We start from the raw sequence: 21,280 nt of genomic DNA, 5'->3' as shown, positions 1-21,280 counted from the left end.
TTCTACACAATAGTAAATTCCCCCTTCATTAATAAATTGTGATTATGAACATCAAAACTAGTTCTCTTTCTTTAAAACCCCATGCTCCGAAATTGAAGAAGCACCACAAAAATAAGCGTTAATTAGATATAATAAAAAACGTCTTATCCCATATTCACCAAGGGATAAGACGTTTTTTACTCAAATCATTTAAGCGTTAAATTGACTGAGCTGCCAAGTAGTAGTTAGCTATGGCTAACTGCACCGTCTTCGCCAATTATGCGTAAACGTTCTAAAACCTGCTCCTCCGTCATGCCATGTTCTTCAACATACCTATTCCTTGGATGAACGCGGCATTCATGGCTGCAGCTACGCAAGTATTTGTGCTCATTTTCCTCCGAGGTCAAAATCTGCTTGTTACACTCCGGATTTGCGCAATTAACATAACGTTCGCAAGGTTCGCCTGTAAAGTAATCCTTTCCGACAACAACATGTTCTACATGGTTGATTGGCACGGAAATCCGCTCGTCGAAAACATACATCATGCCGTCCCAAAGCTGCCCCTTTACTTCCGGGTCTTTACCGTAAGTGGCAATCCCCCCGTGAAGCTGGCCGACATCCTTGAAGCCTTCTTTCACAAGCCAGCCGGAGAATTTTTCGCAGCGGATGCCGCCTGTGCAATAGGTAAGCACCCTCTTGCCTTCCAACATATCCTTGTTCTCCCTTACCCAGTCCGGAAGCTCGCGAAATGCTTTAATATCCGGACGGATGGCACCGCGGAAATGGCCAAGGTCATATTCGTAATCGTTGCGGGCATCGATTACGATAGTATCGGAATCTTGCATCGCCTCAAAGAAATCCTTCGGCTCCAGATACTCACCTGTTACTTCATTCGGATTGATATCATCCTCAAGCCTTAAAGTGACAAGCTCCTTCCTCGGACGGACATGCATTTTTTTAAACGCTTGGTCTTCTGCTTCATCGACCTTGAAGATCATATCAGAAAAATGCGGGTCCTCGTGCATCCCCCTCATATATTCATCAGTCTGATCAACTGTCCCTGAAACCGTCCCATTGATTCCTTCCTCCGCCACTAGGATGCGGCCCCGAAGACCAAGTTCCTTGCAGAACTGCAGATGCTGCGCAGCAAATTCCTCAGGATTCGCGATATGGACATATTTATAAAAAAGCAACACTCTATATGAATGGTTCATTATTTTTTCTCCTATCTTCTTATATGATTTAATTTCAATGTCACTGAAATTACAACAATTCCTTATCTAATATTAACAAAAACCTTAACATAGGTAAAAATAAAGATACCTTCCTATTATAGGGAAGGTATCGACTAATTGTAACTAATTTTACTTGGAATAAAACTCCCGAGGGATTTTTCCAATCGTACGCTTATGATAGAGCAGTGGTTCTTTATTATTGCTTTCTATATCAACGACTTTTCCGATCAGGATTGTATGGTCGCCAGCATCGACCGCTTTAAAGGTCTCGCACTGGAATACTCCAGAAGTACCGCTAAGAATTGGCAGTCCATACTCTGATTGGTTCCATTCACAATTCGCAAAGCGGTCAACCCCCCTCGTAGCAAACAGGTTGCACACATCGCCTTGCTCTGCCGCAAGAACATTAACCGCAAATTTATCCGTTTTTGTGAAAAGTTCATGCGAGGAAACTCGCTTGTCAATCGACCATAGAACCAAAAGCGGGTCAAGTGAAACCGATGCAAACGAATTGACCGTCAGTCCAACTGGCGTTTGATTTTCATCAACCGTGGTTACAACCGTCACCCCTGTCGGATAATTTCCCATGACTTCTTTAAATTTAGATACATTATCCATACTCACACACCCCTTTTAAGTTCTTTTTCGTTCATTATTTCCCAAAGTTAAATTTCCCCTAAAGAAAACACTATATTTTCCCTTGCCGAATCCATTTAGTTGCTACCCATTTCTCTCCCATTAAGACAGGAGAACTGCTATGCAGCGACCTATGGTCCACTTGGCCTTTACTATTACCATATTCAATTGATTCTGGATTCACACCGCTTTTTAATGTATTGCTTATCCAATCCTTAAGATCATTTGAAATGTGTTTAATTTTATCCATTGTATTCTTCTCCCTCAAAACTTATATCTGCCGTCAATTGGATTTAGGAAAATTTAAATAGAAAACTGTTCATTTGGTTGTGCCCAATACTAGCTTGTTTTACAAGTATCTTAGTTATTAACAATGAAAATATTAATTTATAATACTTTTTATAATAAATTGTATATATAATATTTTATTTTATACATTAATTAGAAGCATTTTAACTGTCCGATTCTAGCAGTGGCGCAGGAATTAAAACAGCTTCAATTGTGAAACACAACTGTTTAAAAATGTTCCTGAAACAGACTAGGTAAATCGAATTGGCTGCAAAACAGATGGCGATGACCATTGCAAATTTTTGTTTAGATTTTGATTAGTGAATCCTTATCGCATTTTGGGGTCCGTATGAATTGGATTGCTAAAATAGATGTAAATTACTATGTTAAATATAATAACTGAATGTTGATTTTACTCTGTTTGAAAAATAAACGGAATAATTCCGTTTAAATTGGGAATTACCCATATTTCCTTAAAAATAAAGGAAATTTTTCCGCTAATCTTATCCAAATCTTTGGATTTTCCCTTATTTAGAACAGTTAATCGGAATTTGTCCGCTTATATTTGCCTCTTAAGCCTCCACTATATAAATAGACGGAAATTCTCCGCTTATGATTTTATACCTACAAAAAAATATAAGACGCATCGCGGAATCCTTTACAAATTACCATGCTTTTTCGGAGTACATATTGGAAATTTGTGTTTATTTTTTCTAATTTAAGGTAACATAATCTTGACTTGATGTATAGTTTATATTACATTATGTTTAATAAACTTAACAGAATGTAAAAATATCCATACTAGGAGGTAACTATGACGTACCAAGAAAAGAAAAGTATCTTATCGTTGATTAGTACAATTCTAATTTTTGGATTTTATTGTTTGTACATGTACCCGCAGTATCCCGGCGGGGAGATGGAGTCGGCTGAGTCTTTTCGTTATTGGGGTTCCTTCGTCCTAATCTTGACTTTGGTTTCAATCGTTGCACACATAATGATTAGCATTATATTTAACATTGTCTTTAGAATTACAACCAGAGAAAAAGAACCAAATTTTGCGGATGAACTGGATAAATTAATTGACTTGAAAGCGTTCCGGAATGGCTTTTTTGTATTTATCATCGGGTTTCTTATTGCAATGGGGTCACTAATCATCTATCAGCCTATACAGGTAATGTTTATGATTCTGATCATTTCAGGATTCATTTCTGATCTAACCGGATCCGCTACGAGACTTTATCATTATCGGAGAGGAGTCTAATATGAGTAAGAAGAATCTTGTCGGCAATCACATTCGAAAATTACGCTTCAATCATGGTGAAATGACACAGCTGCAATTGGCAGACAAGGTTGGTGTTACAAGACAGACAATCGTGGCTCTCGAAAAGGGAAACTACTCCCCATCTTTAGAATTGGCTTTTCGTATTGCTCATGCCTTTAACTTACCGTTGGAAGAGGTTTTCTTTTATGAGGACGACTCAAAGCTGTAAGAATGATTATTGTTTTTGCTTAACTGTTTGTAAATTTATTAAAAAAAGGGGATAAATAAATGAATTCAAACAAAAAAGCAGCCAAAATTGTGGGGATACTGTTTATTCTTGCAGCCGTTTCGGCGGTTGCAGGTCTCTTATTATACGACCCTATCCTAAACGGACCTAATTACTTAATGAATGGTTCTGAACATGCCAATCAAGTAGTACTGGGAGCACTTATGGAACTCATTCTTGTCGTCTCAGCGGTTGGTACTGCAACAATCATGTTTCCGATTTTAAGAAAATATAATGATACGATTGCACTATGGCATGTTTGTTTCAGATTTCTAGAAGCGATTATAATTACAATTGGTGTAATCAGTGTACTGTCCCTTTTGACATTAAGCCAGGAATTTATCGCATTAGGATCCCCAGATACCACATCTTTTCAAACCTCCGGAATCGTATTACATGCAATCCATGACTGGACATTTCTGCTTGGCCCCAATTTCATGCTAGGAATTAATACATTTATGTACAGTTATATATTTTATAAAACCAAGCTCGTACCAAGATTTATACCCATTTTAGGTATGACAGGGGCAACTCTAATTTTTATTTGTGCCTTGTTCGTCATGTTCGGGGTATTTCCTCAACTTTCAGTTTGGGGTGCTATTTTGGCCATACCGGTAGCAGCGAATGAAATGATTTTAGCTGTTTGGCTCATGGTTAAGGGATTCAATCAAACTGCACTTGCCTTATTGTTTGCAAAAAAGTAAAACGATTTGCAGGAAAGCTTGTCTTTAAGCATTAAGTTGAGCTTTACATGGAGAACAAGGAGAGCTAGGAGCTGAATTACAGCTCCTTTTTATTTATCCTTTTTAACCAGTCAATAAGAACCTAAAAATTCTGTTTCAAGTTCGGTCTCTTCAACTTCTTGATGGTAATCGACTTTATATGCCTTGGCATTAGGCCTAGAACTTACAATTCTACTTATATTTTGTTCTATATAGTGAATAGCAACACCATCATCAGTTGCAATTCCAGGTATTATTTTTTTAGAAGCTATTAATTCATGATAGGAAGGTCTTCTGTCTGATTCTCCATCATAATGCGGGCAATTACTCCCTTTTAAAAAACCTAAGCACTTTAGTGGTTCAAGCCTATCACCATAAGAATCTGTCACTCCTTCTTCAAACCAGCAAATGGAACCGGCACTTATTCCAGCTAATATTATTCCTTGTTCCCAAGCCTTTTTCAAAACAATATCCATTCCCCATTCCTTCCATAAGACTAATAGGTTCTTGGTATTTCCACCGCCAACATAAAGAATATCTTTTTCTAATAAAAAGCTCTCAATATCCCTAGTGGATGGTTTAAATAATGATAGGTGCGAAGGTTGACAATGTTGTTTTTCGAAGAATTGATAAAATCTAGAGATGTAGGTGTCTGAGTCCCCACTTGCTGTAGGAATAAAGCAAATTTTTGGATTCGCTCTATTAGACTGGTTAAGTATGTATCTATCTAATAATGGATTATCTGGTTCCATAGAAAACCCGCCGCCGCCTAACGCAATGATTTGCTTCATTGTCTTTCATCCTTTCGAATTTAATTTAATAGCTATTCTCAATAGCTAACTTCTTACCTATTTAACCAACTTAAACATTAAAACATCGTCTGCATATTCATCATCGCTAAACTTAAATTCTTTTACTTTGCGCCCTTCCTCGACAAACCCTAGCTTTTTATATAGCTCTATAGCTCTTGAATTCGTGGAGAACGTCCCTAATGAAACTTTTTCGATCACTGGATGCTGCGCTGCCCATGAAAGGATCTCATTGATCAAAAGCTTGCCAATCCCCTTATTTCGATAGTCTTTCTGAAGCATGATGGCGATGGATCCTGTGTGATGCATCCTTTGTCTCTCTTGTGACAGGAACACGATCCAACCTACTACTCTTCCATTCATTTCTGCAACAAACATCGTTTCTCTTTCATGCATAAGGATCTTTGTTATCCATTCTTTTTGCTCTTCCACCGTTTTATTGAACTCATCAGACAACGCTATAAAATAATCCTTTTCTTTAATGACCTCACGGTGAATATCAAGTATGGCTTCAGCATCTTCTATTCGTACCGTCCGAATCCAAGATTTGTAGTCTTGTTTTGGTGACATGCTTTTCCCCCTCAATCTGTATGTAAAAAAGAGCCGTCCTCTTTACTTTAAATGCTCCCTTTATTTTAACATAAAAATCCAATTCCCTTAGGAAAGAAATCGCTATCGGGTAATGAAAATTGCTTATTGGGGAGGCCGCTCCTTGACTTTTGGTCCCCGCTCATGGTGCGCAACTATTTATGCGGACATGAAATCCGTTATTTTCAATAATTGACCTTGATTTATAGGCTAAGCGGACACTGCGTACGTTATTTAAGAAAAACAGATGAAAATGACTGCTTTTTTACAAAATAGAGGAATCTCTGTCCGCAAACACAGGAATTCCTCTATTTTCGTGCAAATAAGGGAATTGGTGTCCGCCAAGTTTTAACGAGGGGGGCCACATTGATGCAGCACAAAGAACTTGCCCTAGCAAGCCTCTTTCTATCGTGCCAAATTCAGTGTGCCACAATAATCATCGTGTCTGGATCAACTTCATGTGCTGATGCATCCAATATTTTTTCAAGGGTGAAGCTTGTTTTTTGAAGACCTTCTGCATCCTTTACAACAAACACGGGTGCTCCGCCGGCTTGAACATTTTCGGTTTTAGTCGTAATAATGGCGATAATTTTTGTTGGTTGTTCCATTTCCTATGTAACCTCCATTATTGTTTTCCTTTATCGGATTGATGCGGGAGGCGGATAGCACTATCAAGAACCGGCACATGTTTTAGTACTTCTTTTATTTGAGCAAAGTCCTTTTCTTTTGGCAAAAAAAATAAAGCAATCCGCCCGTCTTCCATATCCCTTTTAGAAAGTGGAATTAATGCCGGCTCTCCGGAATCCAGATAAGAACCGAGTACATTCGCAATATGATGCAGCATGGCTTGTCTTTGTCCCATATGGGATAAGGTGACAATACTGTCTTCATTTTTCGGTGTAATAATGGCCCCAACAGCTTTCTCCAGAATGAGCTTTCGACTTTCCGCTAATCCAACGTTCTTAATATGTATATCCCCTACATAAAGGTTTGGCCCATATCCATACCGCCCTTTTTTTAAAAAAACGTATAAAGCTAGTTTTTGTTTTGAATACTTTTTATATCCAGTATTTAGTATTTTATTTAACCTTTATTATCCTGAAAAAAGAAATATTATTGTAAAGGCTTTGTACAATTTATTTCACACATCACTGCTTGTCGGTTCAGAGGTCTTAATAGCGAAGTATACGAAACTAATTCGATATAAAAAATGGGCTTGGTATTGGAGTTTCTTGACAATTTGGCTTTCTAACTACCTATCACATGCTTACTATAAATGGTTCTTTAAAGATGATTCATTAAATTGATAACCCTAAAAGGGTAGCATCTAGAAACACGGTTTCCTGACGCTACCCCTTTATTAAACTGTTCAAAGTCTAGAAAAACAATGCTCCACAATAAATCTTCATTTTTATTTGCCACATTAGTCTACTCCAAATGCCATAAGCCCATTACACTACCTAGGATTGATGGCCGCTTGTAAGATGAGAATCAAACATATCAATTATTTCAAGGAATCTATCAGCTTCACGGAAAACATGATCGGCTAAAAGCGGATGAATAATACTTTTTATTTTACATTGTTCTATTAAATCACGCGCAGTTTTCTTAAAGTCACGAAGAGATGCGACTGATACACGATTTTGATCTAGAAATTGATCTAAAAGCGGAACGGTTTGAGATTGTGGCTTCATAGATTCTAAATCTATTGCTTGATACATTAATTGATCGAAATCATTACTGAAATTCCGAGCCATATCTACGAGCTTTCTTTCCGATGGATCAAGAAGATGACCAATAAATTTAGCATGATCTGCCATAATCCTTAAGAAGAAGACATTTTCTTTAATAATGGCATCAGGAAGAGCTTTCAATTTACCTTCATTTAATTCGATTAAACGTTTTCTAAAATAATTCGCTTCCCTGCTTGTATGATCAACTAACAATGGAAAATTATTGGCCCCTGGTAATTTACATGTAAGAATTAACCCTAATACTTTTCGTTTAAAGGCAAATATGTTAGTGGCAGCTTGTTGTACTTCCGTATTAAATCCTCTTATTTGATTGGGATCTGTTTGATTGGAAAGGGAATGTGCCGTTTGTTCAATGTGTTCAAATAATCGGTAAAATTGATTGGCTTCTTGGATTAATTGAGTGTCCTCCGCTCTAAACCCTAATCGGAGAAATAAAGAATGTTCTTTCATGATTCTAGACCAAAAACGAATTTCATTTAACGATCGCTCGACAAACATTCCTGATGTGACGCCAGTATCAGCATGCAAATGCTCATTTCCATTCATCCAAATCCCCCCAATAGTTTCAAGCATTCACTGTATTCATATTAATTAAGAAACATCAATATGCCACAATAAATATTTAGGATAACCTTTATTTTTACAAGCTTGAGCTGGTGCGAAAGAATTAGGAGGCCGATCATATTAGCCTTTAGAAAGCATAGCATTTAGGGTTTTGGTATAATGCTTCTTTTCACTGGATATATGGTCCTTCAGTGGAACAATGATTTTTTAAGACATTTACTTTTTTTCATAATACTACCCTTTGTCTGAATAAGTTGATAATGGTCGATCATTTATTGATTTATTTCCTATTCAGTAATGGAGGGAGATTATGTTAAATTACGTATTTCCTCAGATACCAGAAGAAAAAATGATTTCAATTATTAGAAATGGCCTTGAAAAATCGAAAGAGCCTAAGAAAATAATTATTTTAGGTGCAGGTATGGCAGGGCTTGTAGCTGCATCATTACTGAAGACAGCTGGACATGATATAACAATTCTTGAAGCAACTGATAGGGTGGGAGGCCAGGTCTACACATTAAGAGGTGATTTCAAGGATGGACAATATCTTGAGGCTGGTGCAATGCGTATTCCTCATACTCATTCGTTGACGTTAGAATATATAAAAAAGTTCAAACTGCCAACGAATGAATTTATTAATAGTGATCCTAATAATATCATCTACATTAAAGGGAAAAAAGTTTATAGGAAAACTTATGAACGGAATCCTGATATTCTTAACTTCCCAGTGTATCCTCATGAACGAGGGAAAACCGCTTCCGAATTACTTCAATTAGCGATCAAGCCAATAACAGATATTATTAATCAAAATCCAAGCAACTGGTCTTGGGTCATCAGAGAATTCGATAAATATTCCATGGATAATTATTTGAGATATAATCCGTTTGGGCAATCGTTATCACCAGGTGCAATCGAGATGATTAAAGTAATGCTTACACTTGAGGGATTAATGGAATTGTCTTTCTTAGAACTATTACGTGAGCTTTTAGTCCTATTTACCCCTGATATCAAGTTTTATGAGATCAATGAAGGTAACGACAAACTTCCTAATGCATTTACTGAACAATTGCAGGATAACATCCATTATGGCCAATATGTGAAGAAAATTGTACAACACGACAATCAGGTAACGGTTCAAGCTGTACATAAAATTTTGGAGCCAACGAGGATTACTGGTGTTCTTGCCATTGTGACCATCCCATTTACCGTTTTACAATTTGTAGAAATTGAACCTCGCGACTCATTTTCAGAAAAAAAATGGATGGCGATTCGGGAAACAAACTATGCTGGCTCTACAAAGACGGGCATTCAGTTCAAAAGCAGGTTCTGGGAAAAGGGAGGGGTATATGGTGGGCAGACTATTACGGATCTCCCGATTAAATATGTTCAATATCCCAGCCATAATCTCGGCTCAGATGGACCTGGGGTCATTTTAGGCAGCTATACTTGGGAGGATGATGCGATTCCTTGGGATAGCCTGGCTGAGGATAACCGCCTCGAATATGTATTAAAAAATTTAGCGACCATCCACGGTCCTCAAGTATATCGTGATTTTCAAGGGGGAGCGAGTCATAGTTGGATAAGGTATCCATATTCTGCTGGAGCTTTTACTATGTTTAAGCCCGGACAAGTAACGGAATTAACACCTTATATTGCCTCACCGGAAGGAAGGGTTCATTTTGCCGGGGAACATACCTCATCTGCTCACGCATGGATTCAAGGTGCAATCGAATCTGGAATCCGAGTTGCATCTGAAGTTAATAACTTACCAAGGACATACTTTGATTATGACTCTGGCGCCGGTCTCCCATTCAAATAAAACTTTTTATAGTGTTAAAGTATAAAAGAGTTGATTATGCGTGTTTTAAGAGCGACCGAGCTAGCTTTGATAGGATATATAGGATGTTTTTGCAGAATAAATAAGGCTTTCTACTTTGTTTATATGAACATTAAGTAGAAAGCCAATTTAGCTTATATTGTTCGACAATCGCACCCTATTCTGGAATAGATTAACCTACATTGTGGTTTACTTCCTTCCCAAAAAAGCCAAATCAAAAAAAACGACCCCTAGTGATGTACCAAAAGTAATTGGAAAAATCCTATAATAATCTATTTCCGTGGGTTCTAAAAAGTAATAACAAATGATACTTGTTCCACTAAGGAAAACAAAGGAAGTAATAAATCTATATATTCTTTTTCTAATATCAAACCATTTTAACTTTCCCATATTGATTGCAGTTGTAATAATAAAATAAATAAAATACAGAATAAGAAAAACCACATAGCTAATTACAAATTTAGAAGAAAATAGATTGTCAATATCCCTATATACAATAAATAATGTAATTATTGTGCTTACTACAAATGTTGTGTAAAGCAAGACAGATATTAACCTTGAAGAGGATTTATCCATTTTATCACCACAGTATCTTTAAATATTTTATCCCTTGATTATCTCAAAATATTTCCATCCTGTTTATAGGTAATTTCCCCCTCACTTGCCAAACCTGAATTTATCAAGCGTGGAAAACTTCTCCTCATTTGAAAACAGGTAACCCCCTGCCCCGTCATGGAAAATAGTTAAAAGTAGTCTCTTTTTCTACTTTGAAAATTGGAATTGTCCTTTTTTCTTTTTTCCCCACTCGGTAACCTCGCGTGATTCGAAAATCAAATTGCTATTGTTGATTTTCGTGTAGGTATGAGAATTCAATAAGCGGAGAATTTCCGACTAATGTATATTTGGATGCTTAATAAGTAAATATAGACGGAGATATTCCGATTAACTGCTCAAAATAGGACAAAATCCAAAGATTTGGATAAGATAACCGGAAAACGTCCTCTTATTTTTAGGGAAATATGGGTATTTCCAATAATAAACGGAATCTGTCCGGTTATTTTCAAACAAGGTAAAGTCAACATTCAGTTATAACATAGCCAAATAAAAATAGTCGCGTTCCTAAATAAACGCGCCTGATTGTTTATCAGTGCAGATTCAGCACTTTTTCTATTGAAGCTGTCAGTTTTTCCGGTTCTATCTGTGGAGCAAAACGCTTTACCACTTTCCCTTTTCGGTCCACTAAAAATTTCGTAAAATTCCATTTGACTGCCTGTGACCCTAATGCGCCTTTGGCCTCTTTTTTTATGTATTGATAAAGTGGAGCCGCATTCGCACCATTTACGTCTACCTTTGCAAACATTTGAAAACTCACATTATAATTCAAATCGCAAAACTGCTGAATTTCCTCATTCGTACCTGGTTCCTGTTGACCGAATTGATTACAAGGAAATCCTAGAATCTCCAATCCTAAATCACGGTACTTATCATACAACACTTGCAATCCCTTATACTGTGGCGTAAAGCCACACTTGCTCGCCGTATTGACGATAAGAACGACTTTTCCTTCATAACGCGACAACGACTCTGTCTGACCATCGATTTTCTTTACTGTAAAGTCATACACGCTCATTTTTGTTCACATCCTGTATTTAATATGTTTTTCTTAATATCCTCCAGTATGTTTCCTTATACATGTACATAGAGGGTTTAATAGATATATACAGAAAGGTTACTGTTTAATTCGCTTTTATTGTACCAAATAAGTTTATAATAGCTGCTATATTTTTTTCTCTATGGTAATCAAGGCGAATAAACTTTGCAAAAAAAGAACATTGAATTTTCAAAGGAAATTCAATGTTCGCAGCCTTGATTTATTATTCCTTTTTTAACATTTCCCTTTGATTCTTTATAAAATGATATCGATCCGTTTTAATAAAGTTGCACTCCGGAACGATTGGATTCTTTCTAAGAAGAATCGCGAACTTATTTAGTAATTTAGCTAGATTGGAGCGCTCCGTTTCTTCTACCAAAAATTCCAGTCCATACTGGAAAATACCAGGCTTTGCTTCGTGCATCCATACGACGGAACCATACATGTTAATCGTCTCACCTAAGATTTCCGTTTCAAATTCCAAAATAATATCCCGGTGAACAGTTAACCTAATATCCGATAAAAACCTGAGACCCCCTAATCCAATGTCTTCAATCAAAACATTCGTGTTCCCTAGTTCTACTTTTCTTCCGTGAATTCGAATAAGGGTCATAGAGGCAAGTAAAGGAAAATCAAGTTTTACCCTAAAATACTCCCGTTTATCTTCAAACTTATCCATTTCGCTATCATAGCTTCCTGACACTTCTAATTTACCTTTTTCTAAAAGGGAAGCAAAATCATTTGCCTTGACAGGCTTAGAGAATAAATAGCCTTGGATGGTTTCACATTTGTAATTCTTCAATATTTGGAGCTGCTCAAGATTTTCCACTCCTTCTGCAACAACCTCCATATTGAGATGCTGGGCTAACTCAATAATGGTCTTCGTAATAAAATTAGAGTTATCAGGATCTTTCTCACTTAAATCCGTTATAAAAGATCGGTCAATTTTTAGTGAATCCATTCTTCCTTTAAACCGATTTAGGTAAGAGAGTGATGAATACCCTGTCCCGAAATCATCTAAGGCGATTCTAACTCCAATGCTCCTTAATTCATCTATCGTAGCCAAAACTACCTTTTCATTTTCTAATAGGGAAGTCTCTGTGATTTCAATTTGCAAATAATCAGGTGAAAGCTTGGTTTCTTCTAGTGTTCTGACGATATTTTCGACTAAGTCTTTTTCTAAAAATCGACTGGCAGATATGTTAATAGAAATAGGAATAGCCGGTAATCCTGCCTCTTGCCATGCTTTATTTTGGGCACATGCTTTATATTTGACCCATTTCCCAATTTCGGTAATTAATCCTGTTTCTTCTGCCAACGGAATGAATTCATCAGGCGATAACAGTCCCCATTCCGGATGATTCCAGCGAATCAGAGCTTCCACTCCGACAATTTGATTGGTACGTGCACAAACCTTTGGCTGGTAATAAAATTCAAGTTGATTTAGCTCGATTGCATTCCGAAGACCCGACTCGAGATTGAATGTTTTAAAGGTTTGTATATTCATAGAAGAGGTATAGATGTGGTAAGTATTCTTCCCTCTTTCTTTCGATTTATAAAGAGCAGAATGGGCGTATTTCATTAAGGACTCCGTATCTTCTCCATCAGCAGGATAAATACTAATCCCGATGCTGGTCGTAATAAAAAGCTCATACCCCTCAATAAAAAATGGTTCCTCTAATGATTTAATAATCGTTTCTGATTGCTTGATGACCTGATCTGTATTTCCAATATTAGGAAGCACAGCAGAAAATTCATCTCCACCCAGTCTTGCTAGGAAATTATTCTCCCCTAGACAGATTTTTAACCTTTTTGAGATGAGTTTCAACAGCTCATCTCCCACAAAATGCCCTAGAGTGTCGTTGATATATTTAAACCGGTCCAAATCGAGAAACATGACTGCCATTTTTTGTTGCAGCGTTTTACTAATAATCAATTCTTTTTCCAACTTTTCTTGAAAGAATCTTCTGTTTGGCAGTTCGGTTAAAAAATCATGATAAGCTAAATATTTGTTTAATTCCTCTGACTTTTTACGCTCAGTAATATCTTGAAGTGTTCCAATAATAGTAGTTTGATCATGATAATAAATACGTTTTGAATGGGCTTCAATATCAATAATAGAACCATCTTTACTTACGATTCTAAAGGTATGGCCAATGCCTTTTTTCCCATCAATTAATTGATTAAAAACAGATTTCATTTCAGCATGATCTTCTGGATGAATATAATCCAAAACATCTAGTGCACTTGATGAAATCTTTGTTCCTAAAAGGTGATATAGCCGAGGATTTCCATATATTAATTTTTCATTTTGTATGATATAGACGCCAACTAGAGCTTCCTCAACTAGGCTTCGGAATTTTAATTCCGATTCGATTAATTCAATGGCGGTTTCCTTTTCCTCTGTAATATCTTTTGCTATCCCACTAACCCCAACCACTTCTCCATTAAATTTTGCAGGGATTAAAGTGAGATTAATTTGAACTTTTCTTCCATCTTTATGTATAAAAACAGTATCAATATGCTGCACTTCGCCAGAAAGAACCTTACTAAAGCATTTTTTATATGTTGGGATTTCATTTATATAGAGAAATTGCTTGATCGAATGAAATATTATTTCGTCTTTTGTATAACCCAGATATTCGGAAAACCCTTCATTTGGCTTCGCAATCATACCTTCCTTATCTAGGAAGAAAACGGTGTCAGGGTTATGTTCAAATATTGAACGAAAAAAAATATCAGAAACTTCTATATGACTTGTTGAGTGATCCAATGTTTTATTTGTCGAATCCACATCCTATTCTCCTTTCCTTAAAATCAGAAAATTTCTTCTACAAACTGATAACTGTTTTTTCCGTTATTCTTAGCTTGATACATAGCTTCATCGGCCTTTTTTATTAATGTTGTCGCATCCTCTCCGTTTTGTGGATATAAAGAAATGCCAATACTAGGTGTGACGTGAATTTCTTTCCCCATAATGTAGAGAGGTGGATCTAAGCTGCTGATAATTCTCTTCGCTATTAAGCTGCAATCTTGTTTAGTAGATTCGGGTAAAAGTATCGTAAATTCGTCTCCTGCTAATCTAGCAACGATGTCATGCTCTCTGACACAACTCTCTAAAAGCGCACTTACCCTCTTTAAGAGCTCATCGCCGGTATCGTGGCCCAGGGAATCGTTTACCTTTTTAAACCCATCCAAATCAATAAAAAAAACAGCAAAATTATAATTGTTCTTTTTCGAATCCTTTATAAGCTGCTCAAGATTATCCAAAAAAGCCCTTCGATTGGGCAATCCCGTCAATGTATCTTGATAGGCTAATTTTTTTATCATACTTTCTTGTTTTTTTCTGAAGGTAATATCTCTGGCGATAAATTCCCTTGCTGGCAATCCATCGTATTCAATATTTGTTGAAGTGACTTCTAAATCAATGAATTGACCATCTAATCTTTCAACTCTAATTTGAAAGGTTACTATTTCCCTATTATAATGTTTTACTTTTTCCCTTAGGTGATACAAATCACTGGAACTGGATTGTATGTAGTTTTTCCAGTTGTGATGAAGTAAATCATCCACACTATTTGCTCCCAGCAATGTAACACCAGCTTTGTTTGTAAAGATGATATTCCCATTCCTATGGACAAATATGGCCTCTGGAGATAAATCAATCAAATTACGATAATGCTTTTCTTTTTCTTTGTAGTTAAGGATGATTTTTTTGCCTAGTAAAAAAGCCCATAGAACCGATGTAAGTACCACAAAAGAACTTCCGGTATCTAAAAGAACTTCCCATAAACCGTCCCCTTTTAAATGAAAGAACAGTAGTATCTTTTCATCAAAAATATTTATTAGGGACATACATGTAATAAGAATGAAAATTAGCTTCATTCTTATTTTGAATTTTTTCATTTTGTAAATTATAGTCTCCTTTCGGCAGCCCAGCCACCATAGCAAATGCCTTAGGTCTGAGGCTTTGCGTCATCGCTTTTCAACGAATTTGCCATTTTCGCGGTTCCAAGATAATACATATTTCGACATTTTTACCTATTCAATTTAGTATTATAGCACTTTTCTACTATATTCATAGTGTCAAACACCATATTCCACCTATTTCCAGAGTGGTGAATTAACTGTTAACATTCAATTCTATTGAAATTTAAGAAATCAAGGTAAAATAATTGAGGTTTCCTTTGTAGGGAATGTAACAAAACCAGAAGACCAAGAAGGATTAGTTAAACACGATGCAGATACATTTGGTAGTGTTGATGTATTCATATTAGCTTGTATTGATAATTTTAATTTTTATTACGCAGAAAAAATAAATCCTCGATCAAAAAATTAAATTTTCTTTCTCAATTTAAAAACTTAAAATCAGCACTTCTAAAATCTCCTTCAAATAAAAGATATTAACTGTCAATCCGCTTTTCTCCATCCCCTTTATCATCGAATACAATTTCTATTGCAGCCATTAGCAAAGCAACTATGATCTCTGTTTTCATGGAAAGGGTAATGCTTTTCATAAACTCATCCATTATAAAGAGACATAGCCAGTTAGATGCGGCTTCAATACTGATCCGGACAAAAAGCACCTTTAATTTTCCTGTCATTTTTTGTTTAAGCAGCACAAAAACCGCTCCGGAAAACAATTCTACTATAATGCCCAAAACAAAGAAACTGACAACAAAAACAATCACTGACCAGACAGATTCATACCGAACACCGAGCAGTTCAAAAACCCCAGCCAGCCCAAAAAAATATATACCGAGCACAAAACTAGGTGCCAGAATAACGAGAAGCGTTATTCCGGCAACTGTGGCTATTTTTCCTTTTATATTCAGATTGCCAAATGAAGCATCATCATCATGTTTGGGCATATTGGTGCTCCTCTCCTTTATATGCAGCCCCAGCATAAGAGAATATGATTATTCAACCCTTAAAGTAATATAATGTTAGTTTTACAAGCAAATATATCAACGAATTCTAGCCTTACGAAACCCATCGATTATATTTATTACGGCAAAAATAACAAATGTGATAATCACACTGCTAATTACCCACGTTTCAAATTGCTTGGCTGTTGTAGTAAATAATTCAGACATATACGTAATAAATTCTTGGCTCAATAAATTCGGATTGCTTAAAATAACAATGAATACAATGGTTGCGAACAGCTCGACCACTGTGTTGAAGATGGCTGTTTTCTTATTCCATTGCCCTTTGATTAATTTATAGAATGCTAGTGTAATCTCAAGGGCGATGACAATAAGAACAACTGGCCAATATTGAAATAAAACCTCCTGATTGAAAGCCGGAATTTTGAATTCAAGTTGATTTCCGCCTCCTCTATAAATACCTACAAGGTGATCCGCATAAAAATAAATGGTGGCCCAAATCGCTGTCCACATTAAACTTCCAAATACTTCGCACTTTTTAATCGCTTTTTTCTTAGGAATGTAGGAGATGTTTTTCAAATCATCAGGTGTCCATTTTTTTAGACTTGCGGATAACGGCTGTTGATCTTTTCCTTTATCCATTCTTTCTATAAGAGCGAAAACGAGCGTTAGCCAGAAAAAGGTTTGGATGCCCACTTCAATGATTTTCCCTATCCCTTCACCCATAATAGTAAGAACAACATTTACAATTGCCTCGTCTCCACTATACCCGATCAAATATTTTGCAATCATAGAAATCAGTGAGACTACAGCTGCAATTGGTAAAATCATTTTTAATAATGACACATATACATCAAAATAGCGTGGACCTATTAGATGCATAGGCTGGTCTCGGTAACCGCTGGCTAATGCTGCCGGATTCCCTAATTTTTTAAGGACTGCCTTAACATCTTCCCCGCTGTAATCATCAGGCAGCATATCCTCAATGGTTGAACGCAGTTCGAGTGCAATATCCGCACGGCCTTTCTCAGGCAGCCTGCGAGTGACTTCTTGAATATAAACCTCAATTAAATTCATCTTCCTCACCCCCTTTCAATAAACCATAAAGTTCTTTAGAGTTCTTAATCCATTCCTTTTTTAACTGTAAAAAGATTTCCAGACCATATTCACTTAAAACATAATACTTACGCGGTCTGCTCTCAGATGTATCCCAGGTGCTTGTGACTAATTCCTGTTTTTCTAAACGGCGAAGCAATGGATATAAAGTACTTTGATCAATGCTAATGCCTGATTCCTCCAATAACTGAACAAGTGAATATCCATACTGGGGTGTTCGCAATTGACTTAAAACGGCTAATGTCAATGTTCCTCTCCTAAGCTCTGCCGATAATGAATTCAATAAAGCACTCATTCACCCACCTCATTTATCATTGCTATATGTTATTACTATATGTCATACAGTATTTGTTCCATACTATGTGCCGTACACTATTATCGTTACAACATCATTTGAAATGAAAGCCCTTTTTAAAAAACATGGGGAATAATGGATAATGTATAAATAAAAAAACAACGTTGAAATTCATACGTTGTTCATTGATTTGGTTTACTTTATCCAAAGGCTATATTTCTTTAATTATTTTCTTCCTTCAATGAAAATTGATAATAATTTTTTGCAATCTATTTGCAACCCATTCAATGTCATAACCTATTTCGTTAAGAATAACTGTATTATAAATTTCCTCCAGGCCAATACGAAGCATATAGCAGTAAATTTTTTCCTTAGATTGAGGAGAACTCATATACCTATTTGTAATCCTTTGTATGAGTGGCTGGAGCTTATCCTCATTCCAAAAAAGAATATTTGCTTTGTCATATAAATGATCTCCATACATAGAAAGGCTCCAATCAATCATTCCGGTAACCCGCCCATCTTTTGCCAATAAATTAAATGATCCTAAATCTCCGTGAACTAAATATTTTTTACTTAATGAAACACTATTAATATGGGCTTTTAGCTCTTTAATAGCATTTTCAACTACATCCGAATCTAATCCATTCCGTTCCAGGGCTGACCAATCATAAATATTCTCATTGTAAACTGCCTTTATATAGTCCTCCCAGGTCGGATAACCCGCCTGCCCAGTTTGATCAAATCGGCCATATCCATTCTGTCCGGTCATTTCAATTGCTTCCAATATCTCAAGGGCTTTTTCTACAGCTGGACAAACATCAAGTATTTCCTGACTATTTAAATCAAATAATTTAGTTCCTTCGATAAATTTAGAAATGGAGTAAGCGACATCATTTTCTGTTACCTGTATAGCCAACACCTCCCTTAAAGGAAGAAGATGATGAAAGCGATGGTAAACCCATCTCTCCTTTTCATACACTTCGAATTGATTTCCCACTTGAAAAACAAAGCAATCATTATTTGAATTAAAGGAGTACGTTTGAGAGACAAGACCACCGTTAAGCTCTTTTATATTATTAGCAGAAGGATAATGCATTTTAATCAAACTTTGAATCTCCAATTCTGGTAACTTCTTTACCATTGCCATCGCTCCTTTGAAAAATATTTTACCTAATAAAAATTCATCTAAGGAGAGTTGGTATATATGGCTTAGCTTAATAATGGAGTCAATATCGGGAAAGTTTTTCCCGACTTCCCAATTCGAAAGGGTTTGCCTCGTTATATTCATTCTTTCCGCCACTTGTTCCTGAGTAAACCCTGCTTTTTTTCTTCTTAACTTTAGCTTTTCACCAATGTTCATTTCCTTCCCTCCTTATTTAAATTTTCGCACAATTAATGAAGAAAGCTAGCAAGGATTCCTTGCTTTTTTACGTCTACAATCGTTGGTCAAAAAATAAGATTGCTTTATTGAGAGTAATTTTAGGTGGGACTTACACTTAATTTTCATTTGTTCTTTTCGCTGGAGTGGAATCGAATTTGCATTCAGAGGATAAAGAGTAATTTCATACTTGAAAGGGCGTTTATGAAATACTAAAAATTTCACTTAAAAACAAGTTTTAGTAAATTCATAACGCCCGATTTTTGAAGATCAATGAATTCAATTTTTCAAATCTTCCTCTTTTTAAATTTCAATAAGGATAGGAACAATCATTGGATTTTTTTTAGTTTGTGAATATACGTATTCTCGTATTGACTTTTTTATTTGTTTTTTCATTACATTTCTTGAGTTTCGATTTGCTTCTTGGAGCTCGTCAACAATGTTTACAGTGAGTTCATTTACATTTTTGCGAAGCTCCGAGAAATCTCGATGATCTGTAAATCCGCGGGAAAACGTTTCGGGTTCCGTCATCAACTTTCTATCGGCTTTGCTTATCGTTACAATAATCATGAACATTCCGTCCTCAGACAGCTGTTTTCTGTCCCGTAATACATAATCCCCAATATTTCCGACATCTCCGCCTTCTACGTATGTATTTCCGACGGGTACGGTCCTAGTTTGGCGTGCGATGCCATTTTCAATTTCCACTACATCGCCATTATTGATGATAAACGTGTTTCCTTTTTCTACTCCAACGGATTCAGCTAACAAACGGTGATGATGCAGCATTCTAAATTCACCGTGAATGGGAATAAAATATGTCGGTTTCATTAATGTAAGCATAAGTTTTAAATCTTCCTGATAACCGTGGCCGGAAACATGCATGCCGGATGTACTTCCAGTTCCATATATCACTTTAGCTCCAAGTGCAAATAAGTTGTCTACGATACTTGTGACATTACGTTCATTCCCAGGTATTGGACCTGCTGCAAGGATAACCGTATCTTCAGGCAAAATGTCGACTCCCCGAAAGTTTCCAGTGGAGAGGCGGGCAAGAGCAGCCAATGGTTCTCCTTGACTTCCCGTACATAAAATAGCTACCTTCTCAGGCGGCATTTCATTAATTTCTTGTGGGGCGATTAACATTCCATCAGGAACGGTTAAATATCCACGATCCATCGCCACCTCTACAACATTCACCATACTTCGCCCAAGTAACGCCAGCTTTCGATTTGTTTTATGCGCTGCAAGGACGACTTGCTGAACACGGCTAATATTCGAAGCAAAGGTAGAAACAATCACTTTGCGTTTAGCTTTCATGAAAGCTGCTTCCACATGGTCACCTACCATTTGTTCCGATGGGCTTAAACCGGGACGCTCTGCATTCGTACTTTCAGACAATAGAAGTAAGACGCCTTCTTGGCCGATTTCAGCCATTTTATGAATATCGGCATGCTCCTTATTCGCAGGGGTTAAATCGAATTTGAAATCCCCCGTATGCACAATATTTCCTGCTGGTGTGCGGAAGACCATGCCTAAGCAATCAGGAATACTATGGATCACTTTGAAAAAACTCACACTCATTTCACCGAATTTTAGTATTGAGTTTGAGTTGATTTCAACCAGTTTACTTTCTCTTAGAAGCTTGTGTTCTTTTAATTTGATTTCAATTAATCCAAGTGTAAAACGTGTGGCATAAACGGGAATATTCAATTTTTTTAAGAAAAATGGGATCCCCCCGATATGATCTTCATGCCCATGTGTGACAATCAAAGCCTTGACTTTATCCTTATTTTCTACTAAGTAAGTGATATCAGGAATTATCAAATCAATTCCTAATAAACTTTCATCTGGAAACTTATTTCCACAATCGATAATAACAATATCATTTGAATATTCGATTGCATACATATTTTTCCCAATTTCATTCAAGCCGCCTAAAGCGAAGATAGATAACGCATTCTCTTTTGTACTCAATTGTATTTCCTC

The 21,280-nt window shown here is 36.5% G+C and carries 20 protein-coding genes, 1 pseudogene and 1 riboswitch; of the genes and pseudogenes, 5 read left to right on the top strand and 16 right to left on the bottom strand.

The features are described from left to right. Nucleotides 1-224: 224 nt before the first annotated feature. The 3 genes from trhO to AR328_RS23065 all read right to left on the bottom strand — a co-directional run bounded on the left by trhO (nucleotide 225) and on the right by AR328_RS23065 (nucleotide 2,100). Nucleotides 225-1,193, bottom strand: coding sequence for an oxygen-dependent tRNA uridine(34) hydroxylase TrhO (trhO, locus tag AR328_RS12615; protein WP_066295355.1), 969 nt, complete (start codon nucleotides 1,191-1,193; stop codon nucleotides 225-227). Nucleotides 1,194-1,343: 150 nt separating this feature from the next. Beyond that, a complete protein-coding gene (locus tag AR328_RS12610) occupies nucleotides 1,344-1,832 on the bottom strand; it encodes a flavin reductase family protein (RefSeq protein ID WP_066295354.1) in 489 nt (162 codons plus the stop codon). Between the two features lie 70 nt (nucleotides 1,833-1,902). Beyond that, nucleotides 1,903-2,100 (bottom strand): hypothetical protein, encoded by a 198-nt coding sequence (locus tag AR328_RS23065; RefSeq protein WP_066295353.1) that lies wholly within the window; start codon nucleotides 2,098-2,100, stop codon nucleotides 1,903-1,905. Between the two features lie 852 nt (nucleotides 2,101-2,952). Between AR328_RS23065 and AR328_RS12600 the strand changes: the two genes are divergently transcribed. From AR328_RS12600 to AR328_RS12590, 3 genes are read left to right on the top strand one after another with little or no spacing between them, the layout of a single operon-like run. Then, nucleotides 2,953-3,399, top strand: coding sequence for a hypothetical protein (locus tag AR328_RS12600; RefSeq protein ID WP_066295352.1), 447 nt, complete (start codon nucleotides 2,953-2,955; stop codon nucleotides 3,397-3,399). A 1-nt stretch (nucleotide 3,400) separates the two neighbouring features. Next, the gene (locus AR328_RS12595; protein WP_066295351.1) at nucleotides 3,401-3,628 is read left to right on the top strand and encodes a helix-turn-helix transcriptional regulator; all 228 of its coding nucleotides are present in this window, start codon (nucleotides 3,401-3,403) and stop codon (nucleotides 3,626-3,628) included. Nucleotides 3,629-3,687: 59 nt separating this feature from the next. Beyond that, nucleotides 3,688-4,389 carry a DUF4386 domain-containing protein gene (locus AR328_RS12590; protein WP_066295350.1) on the top strand — a complete coding sequence of 234 codons (702 nt, stop codon included), beginning with the start codon at nucleotides 3,688-3,690 and terminating at the stop codon, nucleotides 4,387-4,389. A 110-nt stretch (nucleotides 4,390-4,499) separates the two neighbouring features. Here the strand turns inward: AR328_RS12590 and AR328_RS12585 are convergent, their stop codons facing one another. The 4 genes from AR328_RS12585 to AR328_RS12570 form a co-directional block, all read right to left on the bottom strand. Next, nucleotides 4,500-5,198 carry a Type 1 glutamine amidotransferase-like domain-containing protein gene (locus AR328_RS12585; RefSeq protein ID WP_066295349.1) on the bottom strand — a complete coding sequence of 233 codons (699 nt, stop codon included), beginning with the start codon at nucleotides 5,196-5,198 and terminating at the stop codon, nucleotides 4,500-4,502. Nucleotides 5,199-5,255: 57 nt separating this feature from the next. Continuing rightward, entirely contained in the window at nucleotides 5,256-5,786 is a 531-nt protein-coding gene (locus AR328_RS12580) for a GNAT family N-acetyltransferase (RefSeq protein WP_066295348.1), read from the bottom strand. A 437-nt stretch (nucleotides 5,787-6,223) separates the two neighbouring features. Further along, on the bottom strand, nucleotides 6,224-6,412 hold the full coding sequence (locus AR328_RS12575) for a capping complex subunit for YIEGIA (protein ID WP_066295347.1): 189 nt from the start codon (nucleotides 6,410-6,412) through the stop codon (nucleotides 6,224-6,226). Nucleotides 6,413-6,429: 17 nt separating this feature from the next. Next, on the bottom strand, nucleotides 6,430-6,882 hold the full coding sequence (locus AR328_RS12570) for a YIEGIA domain-containing protein (protein ID WP_082677216.1): 453 nt from the start codon (nucleotides 6,880-6,882) through the stop codon (nucleotides 6,430-6,432). Between AR328_RS12570 and AR328_RS23390 the strand changes: the two are divergent. Next, nucleotides 6,815-7,111: pseudogene (locus AR328_RS23390) on the top strand (CBO0543 family protein); the annotation flags it as partial. The gene AR328_RS12570 and the pseudogene AR328_RS23390 sit on opposite strands and share 68 nt — an antisense overlap. A 153-nt stretch (nucleotides 7,112-7,264) precedes the next feature. Here AR328_RS23390 and AR328_RS12565 read toward each other — a convergent pair. Then, entirely contained in the window at nucleotides 7,265-8,104 is an 840-nt protein-coding gene (locus AR328_RS12565; protein ID WP_066295346.1) for a DUF2935 domain-containing protein, read from the bottom strand. 328 nt (nucleotides 8,105-8,432) lie between these two features. Here AR328_RS12565 and AR328_RS12560 point away from each other — a divergent pair, with 328 nt between their 5' ends. Next, on the top strand, nucleotides 8,433-9,941 hold the full coding sequence (locus tag AR328_RS12560; RefSeq protein WP_066295345.1) for a flavin monoamine oxidase family protein: 1,509 nt from the start codon (nucleotides 8,433-8,435) through the stop codon (nucleotides 9,939-9,941). A 1,162-nt stretch (nucleotides 9,942-11,103) separates the two neighbouring features. On the opposite strand, the gene AR328_RS12550 is transcribed toward AR328_RS12560, so the two are convergent. From AR328_RS12550 to AR328_RS12515, 8 genes are all read right to left on the bottom strand, one after another. Continuing rightward, complete coding sequence (locus AR328_RS12550) at nucleotides 11,104-11,589, bottom strand: glutathione peroxidase (RefSeq protein ID WP_066295343.1); 486 nt, start codon at nucleotides 11,587-11,589, stop codon at nucleotides 11,104-11,106. Between the two features lie 244 nt (nucleotides 11,590-11,833). After that, the gene (locus AR328_RS12545) at nucleotides 11,834-14,404 is read right to left on the bottom strand and encodes an EAL domain-containing protein (protein ID WP_066295342.1); all 2,571 of its coding nucleotides are present in this window, start codon (nucleotides 14,402-14,404) and stop codon (nucleotides 11,834-11,836) included. A 23-nt stretch (nucleotides 14,405-14,427) separates the two neighbouring features. Beyond that, the gene (locus AR328_RS12540; RefSeq protein ID WP_066295341.1) at nucleotides 14,428-15,516 is read right to left on the bottom strand and encodes a sensor domain-containing diguanylate cyclase; all 1,089 of its coding nucleotides are present in this window, start codon (nucleotides 15,514-15,516) and stop codon (nucleotides 14,428-14,430) included. 20 nt (nucleotides 15,517-15,536) lie between these two features. Beyond that, a riboswitch (cyclic di-GMP riboswitch) is annotated at nucleotides 15,537-15,619 on the bottom strand. Nucleotides 15,620-16,013: 394 nt separating this feature from the next. After that, complete coding sequence (locus tag AR328_RS12535) at nucleotides 16,014-16,481, bottom strand: regulatory YrvL family protein (protein WP_066295340.1); 468 nt, start codon at nucleotides 16,479-16,481, stop codon at nucleotides 16,014-16,016. A gap of 96 nt (nucleotides 16,482-16,577) precedes the next feature. Beyond that, nucleotides 16,578-17,576, bottom strand: a complete 999-nt coding sequence (locus tag AR328_RS12530; RefSeq protein ID WP_066295339.1) for an HAAS signaling domain-containing protein — start codon at nucleotides 17,574-17,576, stop codon at nucleotides 16,578-16,580. Continuing rightward, nucleotides 17,563-17,910 (bottom strand): PadR family transcriptional regulator, encoded by a 348-nt coding sequence (locus tag AR328_RS12525; RefSeq protein WP_066295338.1) that lies wholly within the window; start codon nucleotides 17,908-17,910, stop codon nucleotides 17,563-17,565. The genes AR328_RS12530 and AR328_RS12525 overlap by 14 nt, the downstream gene beginning before the upstream one ends. A 238-nt stretch (nucleotides 17,911-18,148) precedes the next feature. Beyond that, nucleotides 18,149-19,273, bottom strand: a complete 1,125-nt coding sequence (locus tag AR328_RS22830) for a helix-turn-helix domain-containing protein (protein ID WP_066295337.1) — start codon at nucleotides 19,271-19,273, stop codon at nucleotides 18,149-18,151. 321 nt (nucleotides 19,274-19,594) lie between these two features. Continuing rightward, nucleotides 19,595-21,268, bottom strand: coding sequence for a ribonuclease J (locus tag AR328_RS12515; RefSeq protein ID WP_066295336.1), 1,674 nt, complete (start codon nucleotides 21,266-21,268; stop codon nucleotides 19,595-19,597). Nucleotides 21,269-21,280: the final 12 nt, after the last annotated feature.

This window comes from Bacillus sp. FJAT-29937, from assembly GCF_001509555.1.
GTDB lineage: Bacteria > Bacillota > Bacilli > Bacillales > Cytobacillaceae > Cytobacillus.
Note: the sequence above shows the minus strand (reverse complement) of the source record. Positions and strands in the feature narration are given on the sequence as shown.